The organism is Streptomyces sp. NPDC005820 (genome assembly GCF_040630255.1).
GTDB lineage: Bacteria > Actinomycetota > Actinomycetes > Streptomycetales > Streptomycetaceae > Streptomyces.
On sequence record NZ_JBEXXE010000019.1, the window covers coordinates 84236 to 106375 of the forward strand.

The 22140-nt window shown below is 69.6% G+C and carries 20 protein-coding genes and 2 pseudogenes; 19 read left to right on the plus strand and 3 right to left on the minus strand.

The genetic code is table 11. The annotated features are described in order from the left end of the window. The first annotated feature begins 4 nt into the window (after positions 1 to 4). The 3 genes and pseudogenes from ABZ464_RS23795 to ABZ464_RS23805 all read left to right on the plus strand — a co-directional run. Positions 5 to 1570 (plus strand): terminase family protein, encoded by a 1566-nt coding sequence (locus tag ABZ464_RS23795; RefSeq protein WP_359279645.1) that lies wholly within the window; start codon positions 5 to 7, stop codon positions 1568 to 1570. Between the two features lie 48 nt (positions 1571 to 1618). Beyond that, on the plus strand, positions 1619 to 1939 hold the full coding sequence (locus tag ABZ464_RS23800) for a PadR family transcriptional regulator (RefSeq protein ID WP_359279646.1): 321 nt from the start codon (positions 1619 to 1621) through the stop codon (positions 1937 to 1939). Positions 1940 to 1965: 26 nt separating this feature from the next. Then, positions 1966 to 2136, plus strand: a pseudogene (locus ABZ464_RS23805) (zf-HC2 domain-containing protein); the annotation flags it as partial. Between the two features lie 736 nt (positions 2137 to 2872). On the opposite strand, the gene ABZ464_RS23810 reads toward ABZ464_RS23805, so the two are convergent. After that, positions 2873 to 4114 (minus strand): PIN domain-containing protein, encoded by a 1242-nt coding sequence (locus tag ABZ464_RS23810; protein WP_359279647.1) that lies wholly within the window; start codon positions 4112 to 4114, stop codon positions 2873 to 2875. A 753-nt stretch (positions 4115 to 4867) separates the two neighbouring features. Then, positions 4868 to 4993 (minus strand): annotated as a pseudogene (locus ABZ464_RS23815) (MoxR family ATPase); the annotation flags it as partial. Between the two features lie 313 nt (positions 4994 to 5306). Here ABZ464_RS23815 and ABZ464_RS23820 point away from each other — a divergent pair. Genes ABZ464_RS23820 through ABZ464_RS23840 form a run of 5 tightly spaced genes read left to right on the plus strand, consistent with a single transcriptional unit; the run spans position 5307 to position 11083 of the window. Beyond that, entirely contained in the window at positions 5307 to 5639 is a 333-nt protein-coding gene (locus ABZ464_RS23820) for a DUF1360 domain-containing protein (protein ID WP_133909643.1), read from the plus strand. A 3-nt stretch (positions 5640 to 5642) separates the two neighbouring features. Continuing rightward, positions 5643 to 7373 (plus strand): hypothetical protein, encoded by a 1731-nt coding sequence (locus ABZ464_RS23825; RefSeq protein ID WP_359279648.1) that lies wholly within the window; start codon positions 5643 to 5645, stop codon positions 7371 to 7373. After that, entirely contained in the window at positions 7370 to 7570 is a 201-nt protein-coding gene (locus ABZ464_RS23830; RefSeq protein WP_359279649.1) for a hypothetical protein, read from the plus strand. Before ABZ464_RS23825 ends, ABZ464_RS23830 begins: the two co-directional genes overlap by 4 nt. Next, positions 7563 to 10928: a phage minor head protein gene (locus ABZ464_RS23835; RefSeq protein ID WP_359279650.1), complete on the plus strand. Its 3366-nt coding sequence runs from the start codon at positions 7563 to 7565 to the stop codon at positions 10926 to 10928. The genes ABZ464_RS23830 and ABZ464_RS23835 overlap by 8 nt, the downstream gene beginning before the upstream one ends. A gap of 2 nt (positions 10929 to 10930) precedes the next feature. Further along, positions 10931 to 11083 carry a hypothetical protein gene (locus ABZ464_RS23840; RefSeq protein ID WP_166663374.1) on the plus strand — a complete coding sequence of 51 codons (153 nt, stop codon included), beginning with the start codon at positions 10931 to 10933 and terminating at the stop codon, positions 11081 to 11083. A 280-nt stretch (positions 11084 to 11363) separates the two neighbouring features. Here ABZ464_RS23840 and ABZ464_RS23845 read toward each other — a convergent pair whose 3' ends face one another. Next, a complete protein-coding gene (locus ABZ464_RS23845; protein ID WP_359279651.1) occupies positions 11364 to 12215 on the minus strand; it encodes a hypothetical protein in 852 nt (283 codons plus the stop codon). A gap of 265 nt (positions 12216 to 12480) precedes the next feature. Between ABZ464_RS23845 and ABZ464_RS23850 the strand changes: the two genes are divergently transcribed. From ABZ464_RS23850 to ABZ464_RS23900, 11 genes are all read left to right on the plus strand, one after another. Then, on the plus strand, positions 12481 to 13038 hold the full coding sequence (locus ABZ464_RS23850) for a hypothetical protein (RefSeq protein WP_359279652.1): 558 nt from the start codon (positions 12481 to 12483) through the stop codon (positions 13036 to 13038). A 135-nt stretch (positions 13039 to 13173) separates the two neighbouring features. Further along, positions 13174 to 14820 (plus strand): major capsid protein, encoded by a 1647-nt coding sequence (locus ABZ464_RS23855; RefSeq protein ID WP_359279653.1) that lies wholly within the window; start codon positions 13174 to 13176, stop codon positions 14818 to 14820. 72 nt (positions 14821 to 14892) lie between these two features. Next, positions 14893 to 15720: a cupin gene (locus ABZ464_RS23860; RefSeq protein ID WP_359279654.1), complete on the plus strand. Its 828-nt coding sequence runs from the start codon at positions 14893 to 14895 to the stop codon at positions 15718 to 15720. Next, on the plus strand, positions 15717 to 16229 hold the full coding sequence (locus ABZ464_RS23865) for a hypothetical protein (RefSeq protein WP_359279655.1): 513 nt from the start codon (positions 15717 to 15719) through the stop codon (positions 16227 to 16229). The genes ABZ464_RS23860 and ABZ464_RS23865 overlap by 4 nt, the downstream gene beginning before the upstream one ends. A 3-nt stretch (positions 16230 to 16232) precedes the next feature. Then, positions 16233 to 17855 carry a hypothetical protein gene (locus ABZ464_RS23870; RefSeq protein WP_359279656.1) on the plus strand — a complete coding sequence of 541 codons (1623 nt, stop codon included), beginning with the start codon at positions 16233 to 16235 and terminating at the stop codon, positions 17853 to 17855. Continuing rightward, the gene (locus ABZ464_RS23875; protein WP_359279657.1) at positions 17852 to 18403 is read left to right on the plus strand and encodes a hypothetical protein; all 552 of its coding nucleotides are present in this window, start codon (positions 17852 to 17854) and stop codon (positions 18401 to 18403) included. Before ABZ464_RS23870 ends, ABZ464_RS23875 begins: the two co-directional genes overlap by 4 nt. A gap of 47 nt (positions 18404 to 18450) precedes the next feature. Then, positions 18451 to 19101 (plus strand): hypothetical protein, encoded by a 651-nt coding sequence (locus ABZ464_RS23880; RefSeq protein WP_359279658.1) that lies wholly within the window; start codon positions 18451 to 18453, stop codon positions 19099 to 19101. 184 nt (positions 19102 to 19285) lie between these two features. After that, complete coding sequence (locus ABZ464_RS23885; protein WP_359279659.1) at positions 19286 to 19666, plus strand: hypothetical protein; 381 nt, start codon at positions 19286 to 19288, stop codon at positions 19664 to 19666. A 64-nt stretch (positions 19667 to 19730) separates the two neighbouring features. After that, positions 19731 to 20663 (plus strand): hypothetical protein, encoded by a 933-nt coding sequence (locus tag ABZ464_RS23890; protein ID WP_359279660.1) that lies wholly within the window; start codon positions 19731 to 19733, stop codon positions 20661 to 20663. A gap of 51 nt (positions 20664 to 20714) precedes the next feature. Continuing rightward, entirely contained in the window at positions 20715 to 21356 is a 642-nt protein-coding gene (locus ABZ464_RS23895) for a hypothetical protein (protein WP_359279661.1), read from the plus strand. Positions 21357 to 21417: 61 nt separating this feature from the next. Then, a complete protein-coding gene (locus tag ABZ464_RS23900) occupies positions 21418 to 22059 on the plus strand; it encodes a hypothetical protein (protein WP_359279662.1) in 642 nt (213 codons plus the stop codon). Positions 22060 to 22140: the final 81 nt, after the last annotated feature.

Below are 22140 nucleotides of genomic sequence, written 5' to 3' on the forward strand. Positions count from 1 at the left end.
GCCCGTGACGGTGGCCGTGGACGAGCTGGAGCACCTGGACGACGCAGAGGTCTACCGGCAGCTGGAGGCGGCACGCCGGGCGATGAGCGCCGACCTGCTGCGGGATCCCGTGACGCTCGCCCGCGGCCTCGACCGCCGGTTCCGGATGCGCCCGCATCTGAAGCTCATCGGCGACGCCCTCGCAGAGGTTGGCCGGGGTGAGGTGGACCGGCTGCTGATCCTGACCCCGCCCCAGGTCGGGAAGTCCACCACGGTCGCGGAGTGGTTCCCGTTCTGGTGGCTGTGCACGTACCCGGGCGACAAGGTCGCCGTGACCTCGTACGGTGACGACCTGGCGCTGCGGCGCGGCAAGAGGATCCGCGGCTACGTCGAAGAGTTCGGCGACGAGTGGGAGCTGCGGATGAAAGCCGGCTCCGGGGCGATGCAGGACTGGGAGGTCACCAAGGGCGGCGGCTGCCGCTCGGTGTCCGTCGGCAAGGGCCTGACCGGTTTCGACGTGAACCTGCTGATCATCGACGACCCGCACAAGGACCGCGCCGACGCCGAGTCCGAGGCTTCCCGCCGGGCGCTGCACGACTGGTACTCGTCGGCCGCCCTGTCCCGCCTCCAGCCCGACCGCAGTGCCGTGGTGGCGATCCAGACGCGCTGGCACCCGGACGACTTCGCGGGCCGCCGTATCCAGGAAGAGGGCCGGATCGAGGACGGCGGCCGGTGGAAGGTGATCCACCTCCCCGCGGTCGCCGACCCCAAGTTCGGTGACGATCCGCTCGGCCGCGAACGTGGCGAGCCGCTGCCCCACCCGAAGATCCCTACCCGCGCCGTCGCCCGGTTGAAGGCGTGGTGGGTGCAGAAGAAGGCGACGTCGATCGTCCGGGACTGGCACGCCCTCTACCAGGGCGACCCGCAGCCTGCAGAAGGAGCGCTCGTGTCGGAGGAACTGCTGCGCCTGCTGCGGGACACCACCACCCCCGTGGAGCCGCAGAAGATCGCCGTCGCCATCGACCCCTCGGGTGGCGGCCGGGACGTTGCCGGCGTCATCGGCGGCTTCCTCGGCGACGACGGCCGCGTATGGATCACCGACGACGTCTCCGCCGCCATGTCGTCGGCTGAGTGGTCCACCGCGGCGTGCCGCCTGGCGCACCGAACGAACGCGGCGATCATGTACGTCGAATGGAACTTCGGCCGCGACATGTGCGTCCTCGCCATCCAGACGTCGTGGGAGAAGCTCCAGAACGACGGGGAGATACCGAAGAACAAGCTGATGCCGGCCATCGCCCCCGTACGCGCGAAGCAAGGCAAGCTGCTCCGCGCGGAGCCGATCGCCCAGCAGATGGTTCAGGACAAGGTCCGCTTCCGGGGCTTGTTCCCGGACATGGAACGCGAGTGGTCGACGTGGCAGTCCACCGACCCGGACTCGCCGGGCCGGATTGACGCCTCTTGCATCCTCGTGTACGGCCTGATCCCGGAGGCGAACCAGGGCGCCATCGTCCACGCCCCGCTCCCGACGGCGCCACAGCCCAGTGGCCGGGCGGGTGGCGCGGCGTCGGTGTACGGGCGCAGGATCGGCTAGTTGATACCCGCTTGTTGCTCGTACTCGATACATGCTTTCATTGGAGGCATGACCAGTATCAGGCTCACCAAGCCGACCATGGCGGTCTTGGAGGTGCTCCTCGATGCGAAGCCCGACGCTCCTGCGTGGGGTCTGAGTATCTGCCGCAACGCCGACCTCGGCCCCGGCACCGTCTACCCGATTCTCGACCGTCTCCTTGAGCGCGGCTGGCTCAGGAGCTGGGACGAAAGCGAGGCTCATCCCGGGCGCCCAGCCCGACGGTTCTACGAGTTCACGGGCTCTGGGCGCGCCCAGGCGCTGGAGGCGCTGGAAGCCCGCGCCGCGCGCCGTGCCCGGTTCAGCCTCCGTCCGACGGGTGGTGCAGCGTGACGACGTCGGGAAGTTATGCGCACCCGCTGCCTGAAGACGGTGGTGACGGCCACCTCGGTGAACGCCTGAGCAAGCTGGTTGACGGAGAACTCGGGGCAGACACCCGAGATCGCGTACTCGCGCACATCGCGACATGCGCGAAGTGCAAGGCCGAAGTCGACGTTCAGAGGCGCCTCAAGAACATCTTCGTAGAGGCGCAAGCCGGGCCGAGTCGTGAGGACGCGCCGCCCGGCTATCGGTATCGCCGCGGTCACCTGGTTCGTGAGCGGCCACGTCGAGAACCGCGAGCAGAACGATGGACCTCCCTGGCAGCCAGGATCGCCGGCGACCGCCGCGACATGCGCGCTGCCTGGCTGGCCGACCTTCAGGGCCAGTCTGAGGACGGTGGCTCCCTCACGGCCTGGCAGCAGAGACGGTATGCGCTTGGGTTCCTCGTGGCCGCTGTCCGATTCTTTCTCCGAGATGCCCTTGGCCACCTGTGGCGTCCCGTCGACTGGATGCTGGCCACGCGGAACCGCCGGGAAGCGTTCATTGGAGTGCCGCCTGCCCTGCTCGTGCTCTACATCGCGAAGCACGATGGACTTCACACCCTCCTCACGGAAGGGTGGGGCTGGGTCGGCGGTTGCGGTGTGGCGATGTTCGCTCTTGTTCGCTGGCTCCAGCGAGTTCGAGGGATTGAGCTGGCCGAGGGAGCCCCGACCGGCGAGGACTAGGCAGACGCATGGCAGGCTCCCGATTCCTAGCGGAGCACGGGAGCCTGCTGCTTGTGCTGGAGCTCCTGGAGAGCCGCGGCCCTCCATCCTCCACGCCTTGCGCCCCACGGCGTCGCAGATGGGCGGCCGACCCGGCGAGGCAGCGTCGCGTACGGGCGCAAGATCGGCTAGTGAGCAGGGGAACGGCCGCGCCAGGGCGACAACTCCGACCCGGCCAGGCTCAGCGCAGGGGAGGAAGAGGGACGTCCAGACGGCCTTCCGCGATGAGCCTCTCCACAGTGCGGCGGCCAGAGAGCTGGAGGCGTTGAACTTCCATCCACCTGCGCTCGTGGCTGATGAGGTTGGTGTATTCAGCGAGTTCTGGGGACAGCACGGAGAACTGTCCCGCGGACAGCGCGCGAGTGCCCTGACTTCGCAGGACAGTGAGCCGGGCGTCAGCGTTCGTCGTGCTCATGAGGACGCGGGTCTCCCACACGCACCCGATGCCCTGAATTCGGAGGGTGTCTCTCAGGGCGGCGGGCCCGCTCAGGACCCACCGCACGGTAGCCATGCACCAGACATGATCCCCGATGCGGTAGGCCTTCAGATCGGTTGCTTGATCGAATGTGACGAACGGGGGTACAGCCCAGCCCAGCACCCGCACGGTGTCGGTATCAAGCAGCGTGCCCTCGCCCTCGACGAAGAAGCCCATCGTGCCCTCGAAGCCCGGCCCTTCTAGGCCCGGCGGCACGAGCATCAGACGAATGACCTCAGCCTCGATCGCGCTGAGGCTTTCCGGTGCCTGGAGGATCGAACGCACCGCGGCCTCGTCGACGTCGTCGGTCTGCTGTGCGAACTTCTCCACGAGGGCGTGCCAGGTGGTGAGGAGCACGAACCGATCCTCGATGTCGGCGAGATCCTCGTTCATCGGGTACGGGAAGGCAGCCCCGTCGCCGAAGTCCGACGTGTTCTTGCTGACGAAGTAGACCGTCTCGTCAGGGTTCTCCCGCGCGTACTCGACGGCCGTGAGCCAGATCGCGGCGTCCCGCCCGCCGATCTTCGCCGTGTCGCCGCCCTCGTTGACGGTGACCTGCTTGCACGGCGGCAGGAGGTTCGCCTCCCGGATCAATGCCTGCTTGAGCGCGGCCTCGCTCGTCGGGACGACATCGACTACGCCGAGCCACTTCTCACGCCACTCGTCCTGGAAACGCTGTAGATCCATCTGCGGCAGCGGCACGCTGATCGGCCATGGCGTTCCTTCCGTGAGGCTGCGCAGGGCCGCTTCAGCCACCTCGTACTTCCGGCGGTACGGCACCGCCCGATGTGCCGTCAACTCCTCCAGCACCACCCACGGCACGGCCACGCGCTCGATCCCGGACGCCCTGATGATCTTGACCAGATCCGTGGTGGCGCTGTTGATGCCGGACTTCGTCAAGATGTTCGTGTCCAGGATGATCAAGGCGAGCGGCTCCGTCTCACGCATGGCTGGGTGGTGTGGTCAGGGTTTCAGGCTCTGTGATCGCCGGCACCCGGTTTCGCATGCTGCCCGCGTCGCCGTCCGCGCAGGCGTTCAGTCGTTCCCGACGTAGTTGTCCTTGACGACCTCGAACTGGAGAAGCGGAAAGATGTCGACCTCGTCGTCAGCGACGTAGCCCATCTCGCAGCTTCCCTGGCAGGGATGACCGCCTGGGAGCACCTCGGGCACTCCCAGGCGGGCCAGTTCAGCGGCGCTCGATCCAGTGGACGAACCACAGGTACACGCCGGTCGCGGACGCCTTCACGGCAAGGCGCACGAGTTCGTCGCTCGCGGTGTCCAGCAGCCGACGCGCCCGCATCCGGGAGGGGATCAGCCTGGTCTGCGGCTTCTCGCCGAGCGGGGGCCCCTCAAGGTGCTGGTCAGGGTTGCTTTGACAGTGGGAGCCCGTAGGCTCGTTGTCGGTAGGAATTCTGGCCTCCTTGGGTTGGCGGTTCTTGCTGTCGAAATCGGTGGCCTCCTGTTGCGAGCAGGGGGCCGCCGCCGTGTTGGCGGCGGCACCGAAAGGCCGCCATGGACATTGTGTCTGGTGACGCCGACAACCGGGGAGGCTGAGCGCCGACTTGGACGGTGCGGCAGGACGGATTTCACCTGCCAACTGATCGTTCCTCGCGTTTGCATTGGAGGGCAGCCGCTGGGCAGCCTGGTGAGTTGCCCAGAACGATCGCTTGATCGCGTTCGCGGCCAGCGAACTGGGCAGTCTTCGTGCAGGTCATCACGCAGGTCATTGCGCAGGTCGACGTCGCCCTTGTCTAACCCGTCGATGAACAGGACGCGCGGCAGCTCGCACGGCAGGAACGCAGTGCTCAGCGGCCCCAACCGGATGAACCGCCTATCCGTGTTGCCCTATCGCTGCCGCCGTCCGCAGCACCGGAACGCAGGGTGTCCCGCCAGGTGACGTTCCACACCAACGCGACCCCGAGGGGCAGCTCGCGCGCCAAGCTAGGCCAGCCTGGAGTTGCCGATCCCGGCCCGGCAACTGGGCTTCACAGCCGAGGACCCGGAAGACGCCGACGGCATCGAGGCGATCGCCCTGCTCTGGCAACACGACCACACATGTACTGTGCGCGCACTTTGCGTCAGTGCGCGCGCAGTATCCTTGCCGCCGTTCCTGACCTGGGGATCTTGATGGAGGCGGCCTGTGATCTCTCTGCCCGTGCTCGCAGTGCTCGGTGTCGCCGCGTATCGGGCGACCCAGCTCGGCGTCCATGACTCGATCCTCGACCCCGCCCGGGAGCGCCTCGCCGCCTGGCAGGCGAACAACCTCGACTCCAAAGCGCGTGCCTTCCTGATCCAGCTGATCAGCTGCATCTACTGCCTCGGCTGGTGGCTGTCCGGCGTGACGCTTCTCGTGTACCTCCTCGCCACCGACAGCTGGGGCGCCGCCCCGTGGATCGTCCACGGCATCGAGTGGTTCGCGGTGGCCGGCGTGCAGGCTCTCCTTAACCGCCGCGACGACACGTACAGCGGGTGACCTGTGGCCCGCCAGCTCACCGCAGCCGCCTCCCGCTACAGCGTCAAGACCACCAACAGCAGGGCCAGCCGCACCGACAGCTCGTGGCAGCAAGAGGCGTGGCGGTTCTTCAAGGAAGTCCCCGAAGTGCGGTTCGCCGGGACGTGGGTCGGCAACGCCATGGGCGGCGCCACCCTGTACGCCGGGCGGCGCGCCGACGACGGCACGATCGAACGCGCCCCCGACAACCACCCCGCGGCCGAGATCGTCCGCGAGATCGCAGGCGGCCCCGATGGGCAGTCCAACCTCCTCGGCGACTTCGGCCCGCACCTGGTCGTCGCCGGCGAGGGCTGGATCGTCGTCCGGCCCACCGCCGACAAGACGAACACCGTCGACGGCTACGACTGGCGGGTCCTGTCCACCCGCGAGGTGAAGCAGCAGGGCGGCGGGAAGCTGACCGCCGAGATCGACGGCGAAGACATACCGATCCCGCCGTACGACCCGGACGCCCCCGCGGACCCCATGGCGCCGATCGCGATACGCGTGTGGAAGCCGTCCCCCGACCGGCACATCGAAGCCGACAGCCCGGTCCGCTCCAGCCTCGTCCTGCTGGAAGAACTCCAGCTGCTCAACGCGGCCGTCGCCGCCATCGCCCGTTCCCGCATCACCGGCCGTGGCGTGCTCCTCGTCCCCAAGGGCACGAGGTTCCCGACCGCGCCCGGCACGGCCGGTGACGCTGAGGATGATCTGCTGGAAGTGTTCCTCGAGGTCTCCTCCACCGCCATCCGCGAACCGGACTCCGCGGCGGCGACAGTGCCGATCATCCTCGAAGTTCCCGCCGACGTGATCAGCGACATCAAGTGGCTGTCGTTCGAGTCGAACTTCGACGAGCTCGCGCTGAAGCTCCGCGACGAGGCGATCCGCCGCTTCGCGAACGGTCTCGAAGTCCCGGCCGAGATCCTCCTCGGCCTGTCGGACGCGAACCACTGGTCGGCGTGGGCGATCTCCGCCGAAGCGGTACGCCTCGGTGTGGAACCGCGTCTCGCGCTCGTTGCGTACGCGCTCACCACCCAGTGGCTGCGCCCCCTCCTGGAGGACGAAGGCGTGGAAGACGCCGACGAGTGGCTCGTCTGGTACGACACCAGCCAGCTCCGCGTCCAGGCCAACCGCGCCCAGACCGCCCTTGAGGCGTACCAGGCCGGCCTGATCTCTGGTGCCGCCGCCCGTCGCGAGACCGGCTTCGACGAGTCCGACGCCCCCACAGCGGCCGAGAAAGCCCAGAACACCGCGGACCAGGCCGCCACCGAAGACGAGGAGACGCCGAGCAACGTGACGACCCTGCCCGTAAGCGAGACGACCAGCATCCCCGACACCCTGCCCGCCTCTGCCGCCCTGCCGGAACGCGTCCTCGCGGCCGTCGACGGCCTGATCTGGGCCGCCCTCCAAGCCGCTGGTGAACGGCTGCGGAACAAGCCCGCCTGCCCCCGCTCCGAGCGTGCCCGCGCCCGCGAGATCGTGCCCGCCGAGCTCCATACCGTGTTCCCCGTCGAGCAGGACATGATCGACGCCTGGCACCTCCTCGACGGCGCCTGGGCCCGCGTCCCCGAGATCGCCCGCCGCTACGGCCTCAACCCGGAATGCCTCACCGGGATCCTCGACGACTACGCGCGGGCCCTGATCGCCGCCCGGCACCCGCACACGTACGAGGACACCGCGCGCGTGCTGCGCGCCCCGTGCATCGCAGAGGCCGCGTGACCAGCCGGGAAGCGCGCCTCACCGTCGCCGTGGCCACCAGCCAGCCCCGGCACAAGTGGTGCCCCGGCTGCAAGGCGAACACAGGCCTCGCCGTCGACGTGCACGCGCTCTTCCCGACCGGCGTGACCTACGTGACCACCGTCGCCGTCTGCGAGATCTGCGACGACCCCGACGACCCGGAGGTGAACCGTGGCTGACCCGCTCGACGCGCTCACCGCGGCCGAACAGACCGTCGCCGAAGAGATGCGCGCCGTCCTGGACGACGTCGCCGCAGAGATAGCGGGCGAACTCGCCGACGCGACAGAGATCGTCGCCGCCCGGTTCTCCCTCGCCCGCATCGGCCGCATGTGGACGCAGCGTGTGCCCCGCATCGTGCGCCGTCTCCTCGGCGTCGCCGAGACCGCCGCCGGCCAGGCCGCTGGCGACGTGGACGCCGAATTCCCCGACGGCTGGGACGACCTCCCCGGCCGCCACGACCACGGGGAAGACCTGCCCGCCTCGCTCGGCTCGTACGTCACCGACACCGAGCACCTGCTGCGCGCGGTCGGGGACCGGCTCACCCAGGCCGCCGTCGCCGAGCTCGCGGCAGGCCTCGACGCGGGCGAGGACATCGCCCAGCTCCGCGCCCGGCTGCGCGTCCTGTTCTCCCAGGACGGTGTCCAGCTCGGCGAGACCCGCGAGGAACGCATCGCCCGCACCGAGTCCACCCGGGCGTGGAACGCCGCCACCCTGGCCGCCGCCGAAGACCTCACCGGCGAGGGCCGCCCGCTCGTAAAGCAGTGGCAGACCCGCCGCGACACACGGGTGCGTGACGCCCATGACGACGTCGACGGGCAGCTCCGGCTCCTCAACGAGGCGTTCACGGTCGCCGGTGTGGCCATGGCCTACCCCGGCGACCCGGCTGCGCCGCCCGAGCTCACCGTCAACTGCCGGTGCGTCCTGCGCTTGGCGCCCGAACAGCAGGCGGCAGCCTACGAATCGAAAGGAGGACCGCGCTCTGAGGTCTTCGAATCCCAGGAAGAGACGGCCGCAGCGGATGGGAGTCACCTCATGGGCGGCATGATCGCGCTTCTGCCGCGCGACGAAGACGCACGGTTCCTTGCCCTCCCGGACGGCGAGGAACCCGGCGAGCTGCACTGCACGCTGTGGTTCCTCGGCGACGAGGCCGCCCAGTGGACAGAAGACCAGCGCCAGGAGCTCGTCGCCAACGTCCGCGCCCGCGCCGCCGAACTGCCCGGACCCATCACCGCCCGCGCGTTCGGCGTGAACCACTGGAACCCCGACTCCGAGAACCCGGCCTGGGTGTGGCCTGTCGGCGACGACCGCGACGCCGACGGGCCCGGCCTCCTCGACGCCCGCTCCCTGGCCTTCTGGGCGCTGGAGGACACCCACGACCGCCCCGACACGCCCGCCCAGCACTCTCCCTGGGTCGCCCACGTCACCGGCGCCTACGCCGCCGACACGTGGCCGTTCGACCCGATGTGTGAGCGGCTCGGCGCGATCACCTTCGACCGCATCCGCGTCGCGTTCGCCGGCGACCACCACAACATCCCGCTCGGCCCCGTAGAGGAGGAGCCCCCCATGGCCACACCCACGCAGGCGGAGGAAGCGCCACCGCCGCCGCCCGTCCGAACCTGGTCCACCCCCGACCGTGCCGCGCTCGCCTTCGAGAACGAGCAGACCGGCGACGGCCGCGTGTTCGCGCCCAGCGCCCTCTACTGGGACGGCTCCGGGCCGTGGCCGCTCCAGTACGCCGAAGCCATGGGGGAGGGCCACCACGGCGCCGAACTCGCAGGCGCCATCCGGGGCCTCGGCCGGGAAGGCAACCGCATCACCGGCAGCGGCGTCCTGTACCTGACGCAGCCCGCAGGCTACGACGCCTGCCTGCTCCTCGAACAGGAAGCACCGCTCGGCGTGTCCGTCGACCTGGACGACGTCGACGTGCAGCTCGTCGACACCACCGCCAGCCCCGACGAGGAACCCGACGTCCCGTTCCTGGAGGCGTCGTTCGCGTCCGCCAGCGTCATGCGCCTCGACGACGGCACGTGGATGATCACCGGCCGCAGCCGCGCCGAGTGGACCGCCTCCGGCGTGGAGATGGCACACAGTGCCCGCTCGGTGATGCTGTTCACCAGCCCCGGCGGCCGGATCTCCGCCGCGACCGCCCGCCGCGTCTTCGCCGACCAGATCAGCGCGGCCGCCGGCGACTCCGATCCCGGCGAGGGCGTCGTCTTCCACGAGGAGAAGTCCGGCGACTACCTCGTACGGATCACCCGGGCCCGGCTGCGCGGCGCGACACTCGTGTCGATGCCCGCCTACGACAAGGCCCGCATCGTCCTCGACCCGCCCGACGAGCAGACCGCGTCCGCCCCCGTGGTGGTGGCGTCCTCGGGCGACGGCCATGAGCGGGTCGTCACCTATGTGCGCACCTCACCGACGCCGGTCGGCCCGCGCCACCTGTCCCAGAAGCTCGGCATGAGCCTCGACCAGGTCCACACCCACCTCAGCCGCGCCCTGGAGGCGGGCAGCGTCGTACGGATCGCCCGAGGCCTGTACGTCGGCGCGTCCACCCTCCCCGAGGGCGAGATCGCCGCGCCGCCCTGGTCGGACGAGGCGACGGCCGCCGCCGCCCTCGACGCCCTGTACGACGAGCGCGGCGCCGAACTCGTCGCCTCCGCCTGGCAGGTGATGCAGTCCGAGAAGCCGATGCCCGCCGCATGGTTCCGTGAGCCCACCCCCGAGGAACTGCCCCCGGGCAGCGGCGGCGTCCACATCGTCGACGGCCGCGCCTACGGCTGGGTGGCGCAGCGCGGTGTACCGCACGCCGCGCACGGCCGGAAGGTCACCATCGACAAGCTCGCCAAGCGCGGCCTGGACCTGTCCCACTTCCTTCGGAGCAGGTTCCGTCTCGACGACGGCAGCGAGGTTCGCGCGGGCGCGATGACGATGAACGTCGGCCACCACCGCGACGGCTACGAGTGCGAAACGTCGGTCTGCCAGTTCGACGACACCCGCACCGTCGCCGCCGTGGTCACGGTCGGCATGAACGAAGGCGGCCTCTGGTTCTCCGGTGCCGCCGCGCCCTGGCTGTCCCCCTGGGACCGCACCGTGTTCCAGGCGTGCCAGCCCTCGTATCACATGACGCAGGGCTCCGACGGGCGCTGGCAGCTCCGCGCCGTGCTCTCCGTGCCGGTACCCGGGCACTCTTCCCCGCTCACCGCCGCCGCGGTCATCGACCGGTCGAACCTCGCGCTCACCGCCGCCGCAGCCGCCATCGACGAGGTCACCGTCACCGCCAGCGAGCCCCCGGCCGGCGAACCCGAGCCCGAACACGTCCGCAGCGCCGGCGTGGCCCCGGCCGCCAGCGTCGTCGACCAGGTGACCGCCGCACTCCTGGAGCCCGGATTCCTCGACCAGTTCGCCGACGCCCTCAAGGCCCGCGAAGAGGCGCGCACCGCCGCCGCACGGGCCGAACTCGCCGAACTCACCGCCCGGCTCGCGCCCGTCCGCGCCGAGCTCGCCGCAAGCGCTGCCCCGCAGCAAGAAGGGAACTGACCATGCCGTGCGCCTGCCAGAAGAACAAGACGCAGTACGAGGTCGTCGACGCCGGAGGCAAGCGCGTCTTCGGGCCCACCCCGTACAAGACCACGGCGGACGCCATGGCCGCGCGCGGCGAGGGCCGCACCGTCCGCGAAGTCGCCAAGAAGTAGAAGGAGGCTCCTGTGGGATGTGGCTGCGGCGGCAACCGCAAGCGGACCATCGGCATACAGAACGCCGCCCGCCCGAGCAGGATGACCTATGAGGTCGTTCTGGACGGCGGGAAGGGTCGCGTCGCCTTCACGACCAGCAACAAGCCCCTCGCAGACAAGGTATCGGGGAACTACCCCGGAAGCGTTGTACGTCCGCTCGGCGCCACCGACATCGCACCTGCGGAGGCGTGAGCCACTGCACGGGCGGCCGGCCAAGGTCGGCCGCCCGTGCCTGCGTCACCTACGGCAGCTGCGGGGGCGACGAAGGCGGCAGGCTCGGGTTGCTGCTCCCGTTTCCGAGGTCGTACGCCGGGTCGGGAAGCCGATGCCCGCGCCGCCGCGAAATCCAGTACGTACGCTCGTACGGCGGGTGTGACACGTACTCCCAGGCATCGGAACCGGTGTCTGTGTCGATGACCCAGATGCCCGCACGGCTCTCGATGGGCCGGACCGGGCACCCGGTCAGCTCGAGCTCCCACGTGTCGGTGACGCCGTTGTCACGGCTGTCGTGCACGGTGATGGTGCCTGTCACACGGTGGGGGAGCTGGCGTCCCGCCTGGCGGGCCTCGTAGTTCTCGGACAGCTCCTTGATCGTGAATTCCTTCTGAAGGAACAGGTTCGAGTTCACGCCATTCCCCGAGCGCGGCCACAGGGCGTGAGGGGTCGCGGGCCGGTCGCGGCGTTCGACTTCCTTGACGAGGTCACCGTCGTACTCGACGTTGACGTAGCGGTCTCCTTGGTTCTCGACCACGACGCGGGCCTGGAGAACGATGCGGTCGTTCTCCTTCTCCGGGAAGTGCCATTCGTGGCCGTTGGGCCAGTGGCCGACAGGCATCCCGGAAGGCGTCCAGGCGTACGGCGGCCACTCAACCTCGGTGAACCGTACGTTCACCACGGGCGCCTCGGCGTCCAGGCGTGTACGGGCTGCGTCGATCGCCACCGTTTCGGAGGCGACGAGCGCGTTCTGTGCCACTTGGAGCGCGTCCTGCGAGACCTTGACGGTCTTACGCATCAGGGCCGACTGGTAGGCGATCACGCAGAAGGCGGCGGCGGTGCCCAGGGATCCGATCGCGACCCACACTGTTTCCGACATGGCCGATGATTTTCGTACCGTTCGGGTGGAAACACCAACCTGCTGTTCAGGGGCCGCACTTGATGCGAAGGGGTCGGGCGTCGGGGTCCGAACCCACACGCTGGACAGTTGACTGTCCTTGATGCTCTTTTCTGGACTCAGGCTGTGATCTTGTCGTCCGTCGGCTAACGGCCCCGACGGCCGCGGGCCTGGGGCTCAACGGCGGCGCGACAGCGATTCATAATCGAGAGTTGACAGCTTGTATTTTTTAGATGATGCTCTTGTCGTGGGCAACGTATTCAGCCGGCGGGTGGCCAGGCTCAACACCAAGGCGGGCAAGACGTACCAGGAGATGGCTGCCGACTGCGGCTTCGAGCGGTCGGTGACCTGGTGGAACAAGATGCGGTGGGAGGAGATCGAAATTCCTCCGGAACCCAAGTTGTACCCGCACTTGGCCAAGGCCCTTCAGGTGCCAGAGCGCCGGGTTGCGGAAATGGTTGCTGAGCAGTGGTGCGGGGTGCGGCCGGACGACAACGTGCCCGAGCACCTGCGGTCGCTCCTCGCGATGCTGGAAGGCGTTCGCGAAGAGGACTTGCCGATCATCGAGCAGATGGTGCAAGCCCTGTGCGACAAGCGTGCGGCAGAGGTCGAGGTGGCGCAGTACTCTGCCAGGCTGCTGGAGGCGTTCGGTGAGATCGATGGACCGTACACGCGAGAGCAGCTGGAATTCCTCAAGCTGCCCGAGTTGTACGCCGTCAAAATGGATGTGGCTATGGGCGGGGGGTCGGTTGAGGAGGACGCTCACTTCCTGCTCGACGCGATCCCGGACGCTGAGGATGACTAAGGGATGCACTCACTCCCGGCGTGTCGCTAGCTCTAGGTCGGTCAACAGCTCGGTGTCAGCCGCTTGTGCAGCTAGGATGCTTTTTCAGTCGCTGGTTTAGGGCCGGACTCCTGCGAAGCATCAGGAGTCCCGTTCATGCCCGAGCCGTTCGAGCTCCCAGACGACTTCAGCGCCCTGGACGACGAGCAGCTTGCCGACGCCCTTGCCGGCGCCGTCCAGGCCTTCGACGCCAAGGCCAAGTCCAGCCTCGTCACCCCCACCGACATCGAGGACCTGCGCTCCCTGGCCTCCGGCGTCGAGTCCATGCGCAAGGAGCAGCAGGACCGCATCGACGCCGCCAAGCAGGCCGCAGCGGAGATCGAGCAGCTCGCCGCGCAGGTTCGTGGCGACGACCCGTCCGCGACGGCCCCCGAGGTGGAAGAGCCCCCGGCGCAGGAGACTGCGGCGGCCGAGCCGGAGACCGTCCCGCAGCCCGAGCCGCAGGTATCCGCGTCCTCGACGCTGGTGAAGCGGCCGGTTCTCAACCTGGCCTCGGTGCGCGCCTCCCAGCCGCGCGTCCTGCCCGAGCCGCCCGCCCCGGGCACGCACATCACCGCGGCCGTGGACGTCCCCGGCTACACCCCGGGCGCCCCGCTCGACTTCGGGCAGGTCGTCACCGGCATCATCAGCCGCGCCAACGCCCTCAAGACGGCCGGCGGCGGCACGGGCCAGGTCATCAGCTACCGGCACCCGTTCCAGCAGGAGCTGATCGTCACCGACTCCAGCAGTGCGCCGGAGGGCACCACGGTGGCGATCGCCGCGCAGAACCAGGGGCGGCTCCCGCAGGGTGACCTCGTCGCCTCCGGTGGCTGGTGTGCGCCCTCGGAGACGCTGTACGACATCACCGGCGTGGCCTGCCCGGACATGCTGTGGGACGCCCCGGAGATCCAGCTCGCGCGCGGTGGCCTGCGCTACTACAAGCCGCTGTCCCTGGACGTCGGCAGCCTCACGTGGGTCCACACCGAAGCAGACGACATCTCCGGTGCGACGAAGCCGTGCTTCAAGATCCCCTGCCCGGACCCGGTGGAGGTCCGCTGTGACGCCGTCGGTGTCTGCCTGGAGGCAGGCATCCTGACTCAGCGGCACTTCCCGGAGCTGGTGGCCTGGTACCTGCGTAACAGCATGGTGGCGCACGAGATCCGCCTCAAGCAGGTCCTGTTCCAGCAGGCCCTCAACACCGCGACTCCGGTCGTGCTCGCGCCGAGCTTCGGCGCCCTGTCGGCGATCTACAACGCCGTGGCGCTCCAGGCTGCGGACATGATCGAGCGGCACAGCCTGTGTGACACGGTCGCGCTGGAGGTCGTGTTCCCGTGGTGGAGCCGCAACCTGTTCCTGGGTGACCTGGCCCGCCAGAACGGCGTCAACATCTGCGACCTGTCCCCGACCTGCATTCAGGACGTGTTCTCGACGCTCGGTGTGCGGGTGCAGTTCGCTCGCGGCCTGTCCCCGGCCGTCCCGGCGGACATCGGCGGCGCCAACGCGGCCACCGAGTGGCCGGCCACGGTCCAGTTCCTCGTCTACCCGTCGGGCTCCCTCCAGATCGGGCGCGGCGAGGAAGTCAACCTCGGTGTGGTTCACGATTCAACGAAGTTCGTGACCAACGACTACACCGCCCTCTTCGCGGAGGAGTGCGTCGCACTGGTCGACCGCTCCGTGGACACCCGCATCGTCACCGTCCCGGTCTGCCCGGACGGCGCCACCGGCGCGCAGCTGGAACTCGTCTGCGCCGCAGGCAGCAGCTGACCCCCTTCACCCGACGCGTAGCCCTGGCCCACTGCCCGGCCGGGGCTGCCCGGATGAGAGGAGGTGAGGCAGATGCCAGCAGCCGGACTCGCTCGGCGCGTTGAGGCCATCCCCGGTACGCCGTTGCCGCACGGCATCCTCGGCGGCTGCGTCGACATCATCGACGTAGAGGACGTCCACGAACTCCTCGGCACCGAATGGATGCCGCTCTCGTGCGCCGCCGCACACGACTGGGACTGGTGCCCCGAGGACAGCACCACCCCCGGCCCGACCAGCAAGATCTTCGAACGGCCCGGCGTATGCTCCGCCTCGCCGATCACGATCTACGCCGGGGCCACCTGCGGCACCATCGGCTGGCCGTACGAGGAGGCCGTCCAGCACGCCCGCGAAACCCTCCGCATGGGCGAACAGCGCGCCCTGGAGGAATGGTTCGCCCGGGACGTGCTGTGTCCCATGGCCTCCGACCTCACCCCCGCGGCCGGCGCCGTGTCCATCGCCCAGGGCGTCGCCGCACTCGAAGGGTGGCTCGCTGAGACGTACGGCGGACAGGGCATCCTGCACGTCCCCGCCGGAGCCGCCGCGCTGCTGGGCTGCTGCAACGTCGTCCACCTGGAGGACGGCGTCCCGCGCACCCTCATGGGCAACTGCGTGGTCATAGGCAGCGGCTACGCCGTGAACGTCGGCCCGCCCGACTGCACCCAGGCCCCCGCCGGTGAAGCCTGGCTCTACATCACCGGCCCGATACGGGTCCGCCGCGAAGCCCCCGTCGTCGTCCCGGACACCGACGCCGAGAGCTTCCGCATCACGACCAACGACCGCTTCGTGCTGGCCGAGCGGTCGTTCGTCGTCGAGGTCGCCTGCTGCGAGGCCGCAGCGATCCGGGTGGTGCTGTGCCCGTGAACACGATCAAGGTTCAGCCGGTGCGGGACCTCCGCGTCGACTTCGCTCGCTGGGCGGTCGCTCAGACCCCGAAGGTCCGGACCTGCTCCACGTCCGAATTCGCGGTGCCCCCGCAGCTGTTCACGCACATGCCGGAACGGCTCCTCGTCGGCTCGGTTGTTGACGGACACCCGTACGTCTCCCCGGCCGGGGACGAGACACCGGAGCCGCTCACGACCATCCCCGGCGAGCCCCTGCCGCCCGTACCCGACTTCGCGTACCCGCCGGGCGCGGTCCCCCTGCCTGAGCAGGAACGGCAGTTGGCCACCACGAGCCCGGCAACTGCGGACGCCGCGATGACGGCCGTCCTGGTCGCCGCCGACCTCGCGGCCACCAACCACGAGCAGCCGGCCGGGGCCGCGCCCTTGGAGGGGGAGGGCGCGGCCATCACCTGCGACGTCTGCGGGCGCCCCTTCGGCACTCCGCGCGGCAGGGACACCCACCGCCGCCAGGCACACCCGGAGGCATGACCGATGGCCGTTGAGCCCATTCCGTGCGCACCCGGAGGCGACAGCACCCCGGTTGAGGTCAACGTCACCACGTGCTGCGCGCCCTCGATCGCCTCGGCAGCCCTGTGCCGCGAGGACGGCAGCACGATCCTCCTCGTCGTCCGGTCCGGGTGCGTCGAGTGCGGTGAGACAGCGCAGGACCCGGAAGTCGTCGGCTGGATCGACCCAGCCACCGGCGTCTTCACCCCGGGCGCGTCCCCGGCCGACGCAGGCCCCTGCGACACGGGCTGTGCCGACACCATCTGCGTCCAGCGGTGTGACGACGTCGACGGGGACGGCAAGGCCGACACGACGTACAACGAGCTGTGGTGCGTCCGCCTCGACGGCAGCACGGAACTCGTCCTCACCTACCAGGGCGACCCCTCGCAGCCGTACGGGCCCGTCTCGCCCGTGGACTGCGAGTACAGGTGCGTCGAGACGCAGACGTACGTGCTGTGCGACGACAGCGGCGGCTTCCTGCGCCGCATCACCATCGGCGCCGGCCAGCACATCGTCGAGAACCTCGAACTGGACGGGCTCACCCCGCACACCATCGTGGGCACGGTCCGGGTCTGCGGGGACAGCCCGGACACGACGAGCTGTGTCGACACCATCTGCGTGCAGCGCTGCGACGACACCGACGGCGACGGCAAGGCCGACACGACGTACAACGAGCTGTGGTGCGTCCACGCCGACGGCACGACCGAGCTGATCCTGACCTACCAGGGCGACCCCTCGCAGCCGTATGGGCCCGTCTCGCCCGTGGACTGCGAGTACGGGTGCGTCGAGACACAGACGTACATGCTGTGCGACGCCTCCGGGGCGTTCCTGCGCCGGATCACCATTGGCGCCGGACAGCACATCGTGGAAGACCTCGCGCTGGACGGACTGACCCCGCACACCGTCACGGGCACCGTCGGCGCGTGCGCCGGCGACACCAGCGTGACCGCGACGCCGGGCCACGACCTGACAGTCCTGTGCGACACCGCCGCCGACGGCACGGTCACCGAGTTCGTACGGGACTACCAACGCGACGCGGCCGGGAAGATCACCGGACACAGCGACTACACCCTCGACGGCCAGCCGTACACCCTGACCGGCACCGTCGGCGTGTGCGGGCCCACCCCCGACTGCCCGGTGCAGTCGGTGCTCCAGGAGTGCCGGTGCGACGACACCAACGGCGACGGCACCCCCGACGTCGGGTACGTGGAGCTCCTCGCCGTCGACTGCACCGGCACGGTCACCACCATCGGCACCTACACCGACGACCTCGGCGCTCCGTACACGCCGGTCTCGCCCGTCGACTGCGACGCCGGAGACGACGAGGGCGCTGACCCCGCGTTCGGTGTGCAGGCCCGCCGCGCCCAGCTCAACCCGGGCGACACCTGGTCTGCCGACCGCTTCCCGACGCTGCAAGCCGTCACCGCTACCGCGTTCGGCGGCACCGGCACGATCACCACCGCAGATGGCGTCAGCACCTTGCACGACGGCGAGGTCGCCACCTGGAGCGTCATCCGGGACTCCGACGCCTCGCTCACCGGGCCGCTCACCATCCGCGCGGACACCGGAACCCTCTCCGTCACCTACACCCTGGGAGTCCAGCTATGAGCGGATGCTGCGGGCCGATCCTCACCAGCAGCGGCACCGGAACCGGCAACACCGACCCGATCACGGACGTCGAGTACGTGACCCTGTGCGACGTCGCCGCCGACGGCACCGCCACCGCCTTCCTCCGCCGCTTCACGCACGCGCAGGACGGCACCCTGTCCAGCACGGTGGACCTGGCGCTCGACGGCCGTACGGCCTACACCCCGGCGGGCACCGTCGGTGTCTGCTCGGGCAGCACGAGCACTCAGCCGGTCACGATGCAGACGGCTTCGACGCACCGGCAGGTCCTCAGCACCGCGGGCACGTTCGACGTGTTCGGGGCCGCGACCGGCACCGTCGAGTCGGTCACCGTGACCGTCATCTCCACCGGCACTGCGGGCCCCTCGGTGACGACCGCCTCGGGGACCTCCCGCCTCTACGGCGGCGAGTCCGTCACCTGGTCCGCGCTGCCCGACGTCGCGGCCGGGTCGGACGAGCTCACCGGCCCGCTGTCCGTGACGACCACTGCCGGGGACGTCGTCGCCGTGTCGTGGACCGAACGCCCCTGACCACCCCTCCCAACCGCCCTGCTTCACCAACCCTGTGAGGAGCCCCCATGTCTGGAACCGGTGGATCGATCTCGACCAGTGCCCCGGATCGCGAGTACGAGGTCTTCTGTGACGTCGCGGCCGACGGGACGGTCACGCCGTTCCTGCGGCGCGTCTCCGTCGACGGCTCGGGCAACACGACCGTCACGGACACCGCCCTGGACGGCACGACCGCCTACACCCCGACCGGCACGGTCGGCGTGTGCCCCGAGTCGGTCACCGACTACGAGGTCATCGAGCTGTGCGACGTCGCGGCGGACGGCACGGCGACCCCGTTCCTGCGCCGCCTGGCGATCGCCGAGGACGGCACAGTCACCGTCACGGACACCGCCCTGGACGGCACGACCGCCTACACCCCGGCCGGCACCGTCGGCCAGTGCCCCGTCACCACCCCGCAGAAGACCGTGACCCCGCACGGCACACAGAACACCGACTGGGACCTGGCCGCCAACGCGGGCACCCAGTCCGTGACCCTGCTCGTCTACTCCGGCTCGGTCACCGTGACGACCGCCGAGGGCACCCTCACCGTCCCGGCCGGCGCCACGCTCACGTGGGGCGTTGACGGCGACGCGGTCGACTCCGGGCTCACCGGCACGCTCACCATCGACGGCGCCGCGCCTGGGGCGACGTGGCAGGTCCTCTGGACCACGAACCCGTAAGCAGCCGCAGCCTCCCGCGGGCGACCGCTCCTGTGGTCCCCGCGGGAGGCCGACGCGTGCCTCACCTGCGACGTAAGACGGAGAACCGATGAACGGAACCGCTGGCAGTATCGAGATCCGAGGCAGCGGGTTTGCCGTCCTCCCGGCTCCTGTGAACCTCATGCCCGCCGCTTCAGGGGTATTCGTGGACACCGGGCTTTCGCTGGTGCTTCCGGCCGCCGGTACCTACCACCTCGACGCCGTGGTGCGCGGAACCATCGGGTGGATGACGCAGGGGGAGAACGCCTTCGTCGGCGCCCGCCTGTTCGACGTCTCAGCGGGGGCCGTCGTCCCCGACAGCGGAGCCATCGTCGTGCAGATAGCCGAGTATCCCGGTACGGCGGCAACGGGCCTGGGCTGGAACAGTTCTGGCGCGATCAGCATCGAGTACGCGATCACCTCCCCGCGGACGATCCGCCTGGAAGCCGCTCGGCACGACATCAACTCGTCCGGCACCACGGATTACGCCGGTCTGAGTTCCGACGACAACGCCCGCACCACCCTGCGATACCGGCGCGTCGCCTGACGAGCAGCACAGCCGGGAGCCCCCGCCCCACATCCCCGCCGAACCCCATGAGACGGAGCCCCAGATGGGTGGAACCGCCGGTACGGTCACGTTCGACTGCCCAAGCGATATCGCAGTCGAGTGCTTCAAGATCCCCGGGTACCGATACGCGTCCTACGACAACTCGGCGGCAACCCCTTGCGGCACCTCCTCGATCAACGGCACCGTCGCCGGGATCTGTGGCAGGCCGAACGTGCGCATCACGTCCTGGCTGATCAACGGGCGCAACGTGCTCCCCGAGCCTCTCACCGACGGCTGGGACAACTGCGCCGTGCCATTCCTGAACGACTTCGCGACGACCCTGAACACGTGGGACCCCTTCGCGGGGAACTGGTCCGTCGTCGCGAGCGACACCTGCGCCTACTTCGTGCGATCCCGGGCCCTGCCGCCAACGGGCATCGAGTACGGCACGCTCACCGCGACGGACATCGACACCGGGGAGACACTGACTTTCGCCCCAGTGCAGAGCGTCGTGCCGGACACGTATTTCCGGCGCATCGTGAGCGTCAACTGCGACGGGTCTACGTCGGAACGGTGGACCGATGAGTCAGGGGCGGTCGTCCCGGCACCCGATCAGAACCGTCTCATCCCGTGCACTGCGGAGATCACTCCCGTCGCCCGGCCAGTGCCCACCCAGCGGCTCCGCCCGCGTCTCCATCGCTACACCGGCGCAGTGGCCTCCCCGGACTTCGACGACGAGAACAACGTGCAGACGCTCACGCTGCGCGTGCTCACCGGCCCCGTGCGCGTTCGGACCGCCGGGTCCGGCGCGACGGCCACCTCGGGGCCGACGGCATGGGTGGACGACTTCCAGGTCCCGACCGGGACAGTCCTCACCTGGGGCGTCGCCAACGACAGCCACGCCCAGCTCGACGGCTCGCTCATCTTCAACGGCGTCGCCGCGACCTCGGACTTCCTCGTGAACTGGACCGAGACCGTGCATATGGACAGCGATTGATACCCGTCCTCGCCCCCCACACCACACCGCACACGACGAGACGGAGAACCGATGAGCACTGCCGGCCAGGTCACGGGCATTGCCCCGGTCGATCCCGCCACCTGCAACGCCATCAGGACGACCGCGGCCGGCCTGCTCGTGCCGCACACCGAAGTCGAGGCCATCGCTCCGGGCGGGAACGTCGGCCAGGGGCGGTCAGTCGACATCGACATCACCCCGCCCGCCGATGGGGCGTGCCCAGAGACGTGGACGGTCGGAGCCCGGCTCACGCCCGTCTTCGGGCAGATATCGGGATCCGTGGGCCTTCACACGGCCGCCTTCGACGTATGGACTGCCGTGACCGGGGCGCAGTTGACGCTTCCGGAGGCGGGCGTCTACGAAGTGATCGCTGACGTCCAAGCAGGTCTGATCACGGTCGGGACCGTCAACAACGCGTACATGCAAACCCGGCTCTTCGACGTCACTGCCGGCGCCATGGTCCTGCTCACCGCGCGGACCGTGGTCTTCTTCTCCGCTACGCCCGCCGTAGGAGTCACGCACACCATCCAAGCCACCGCCTCAGCGTCGGCGCTCTACCAGGTGGCAGGCCCGACAACGATTCGCGTCGAGGGCCTGAAGCACGTCGACAGCGGAACCCTGGCCGGCGAAGCCATGTGGGCGCAGAACTTCCGGTTCAAGAAGATCGCCGACTGAGCCCGAGCACCTTGAGCCATCCCCGCAGCCACGCGCGAACACGACGAGACGGAGAACCCCTATGAGCACTGCTGGCCTCACCACTGGCTTCGCGCCGGTCGATCCCGCCCCCTGCAACGCCCTCCATGCGACAGCGGCCGGGCTCCTCGTACCCGAGACGCTGATCCAGGTGGACCCCGGTCTGACCGTCACACCCCCCGCTGACGGCGACTGTCCGCAGATATGGCGGATCGGCGTCGACTCGGCATGGGTGGACACCGGCACGCTCTCCTTCGGCCACAACCTCACGGGCGCGAGCCGGGCGTGGGAGGTCGTCACCGAGGTACCGAAGCTGACCATCCCACGCGCGGGCACGTGGGAGGTCAACTTCCAGGTGCGGGGCGTCGCGGTCCTCCCGGCGCCCGGCGCGGCCAACATCGATTCAGGCGTCATCGCGGGCATCTACAAGAACGGCACCCTGGTGCCAGGCACGGAAGTCCTGGCGGTCTACTACACCCAGAGCGCCGGTGACCAAGGCGGCCAGATGCAGGCAACCGGCTCCCGGCAGTTCATGCACTCCTTCAACGCAGGGGACACCGTCCAACTCGGCGCCTACCGCCTCGGCACGGCGGCAGGCGCCACCGCCAGCATCGCCAGCAACGGGGACGGCCGCACCTCCATCACCGCCCACTGGGTCGCACCGCAGGGAGACGGAGCCTCGTGAACGGAACCGATGCGTCGTACACCCCGCGCCTCCCCTCGGGGCAGCGCTCCGCTGGCAGCCTCGACCTGACCACCGCCGCAC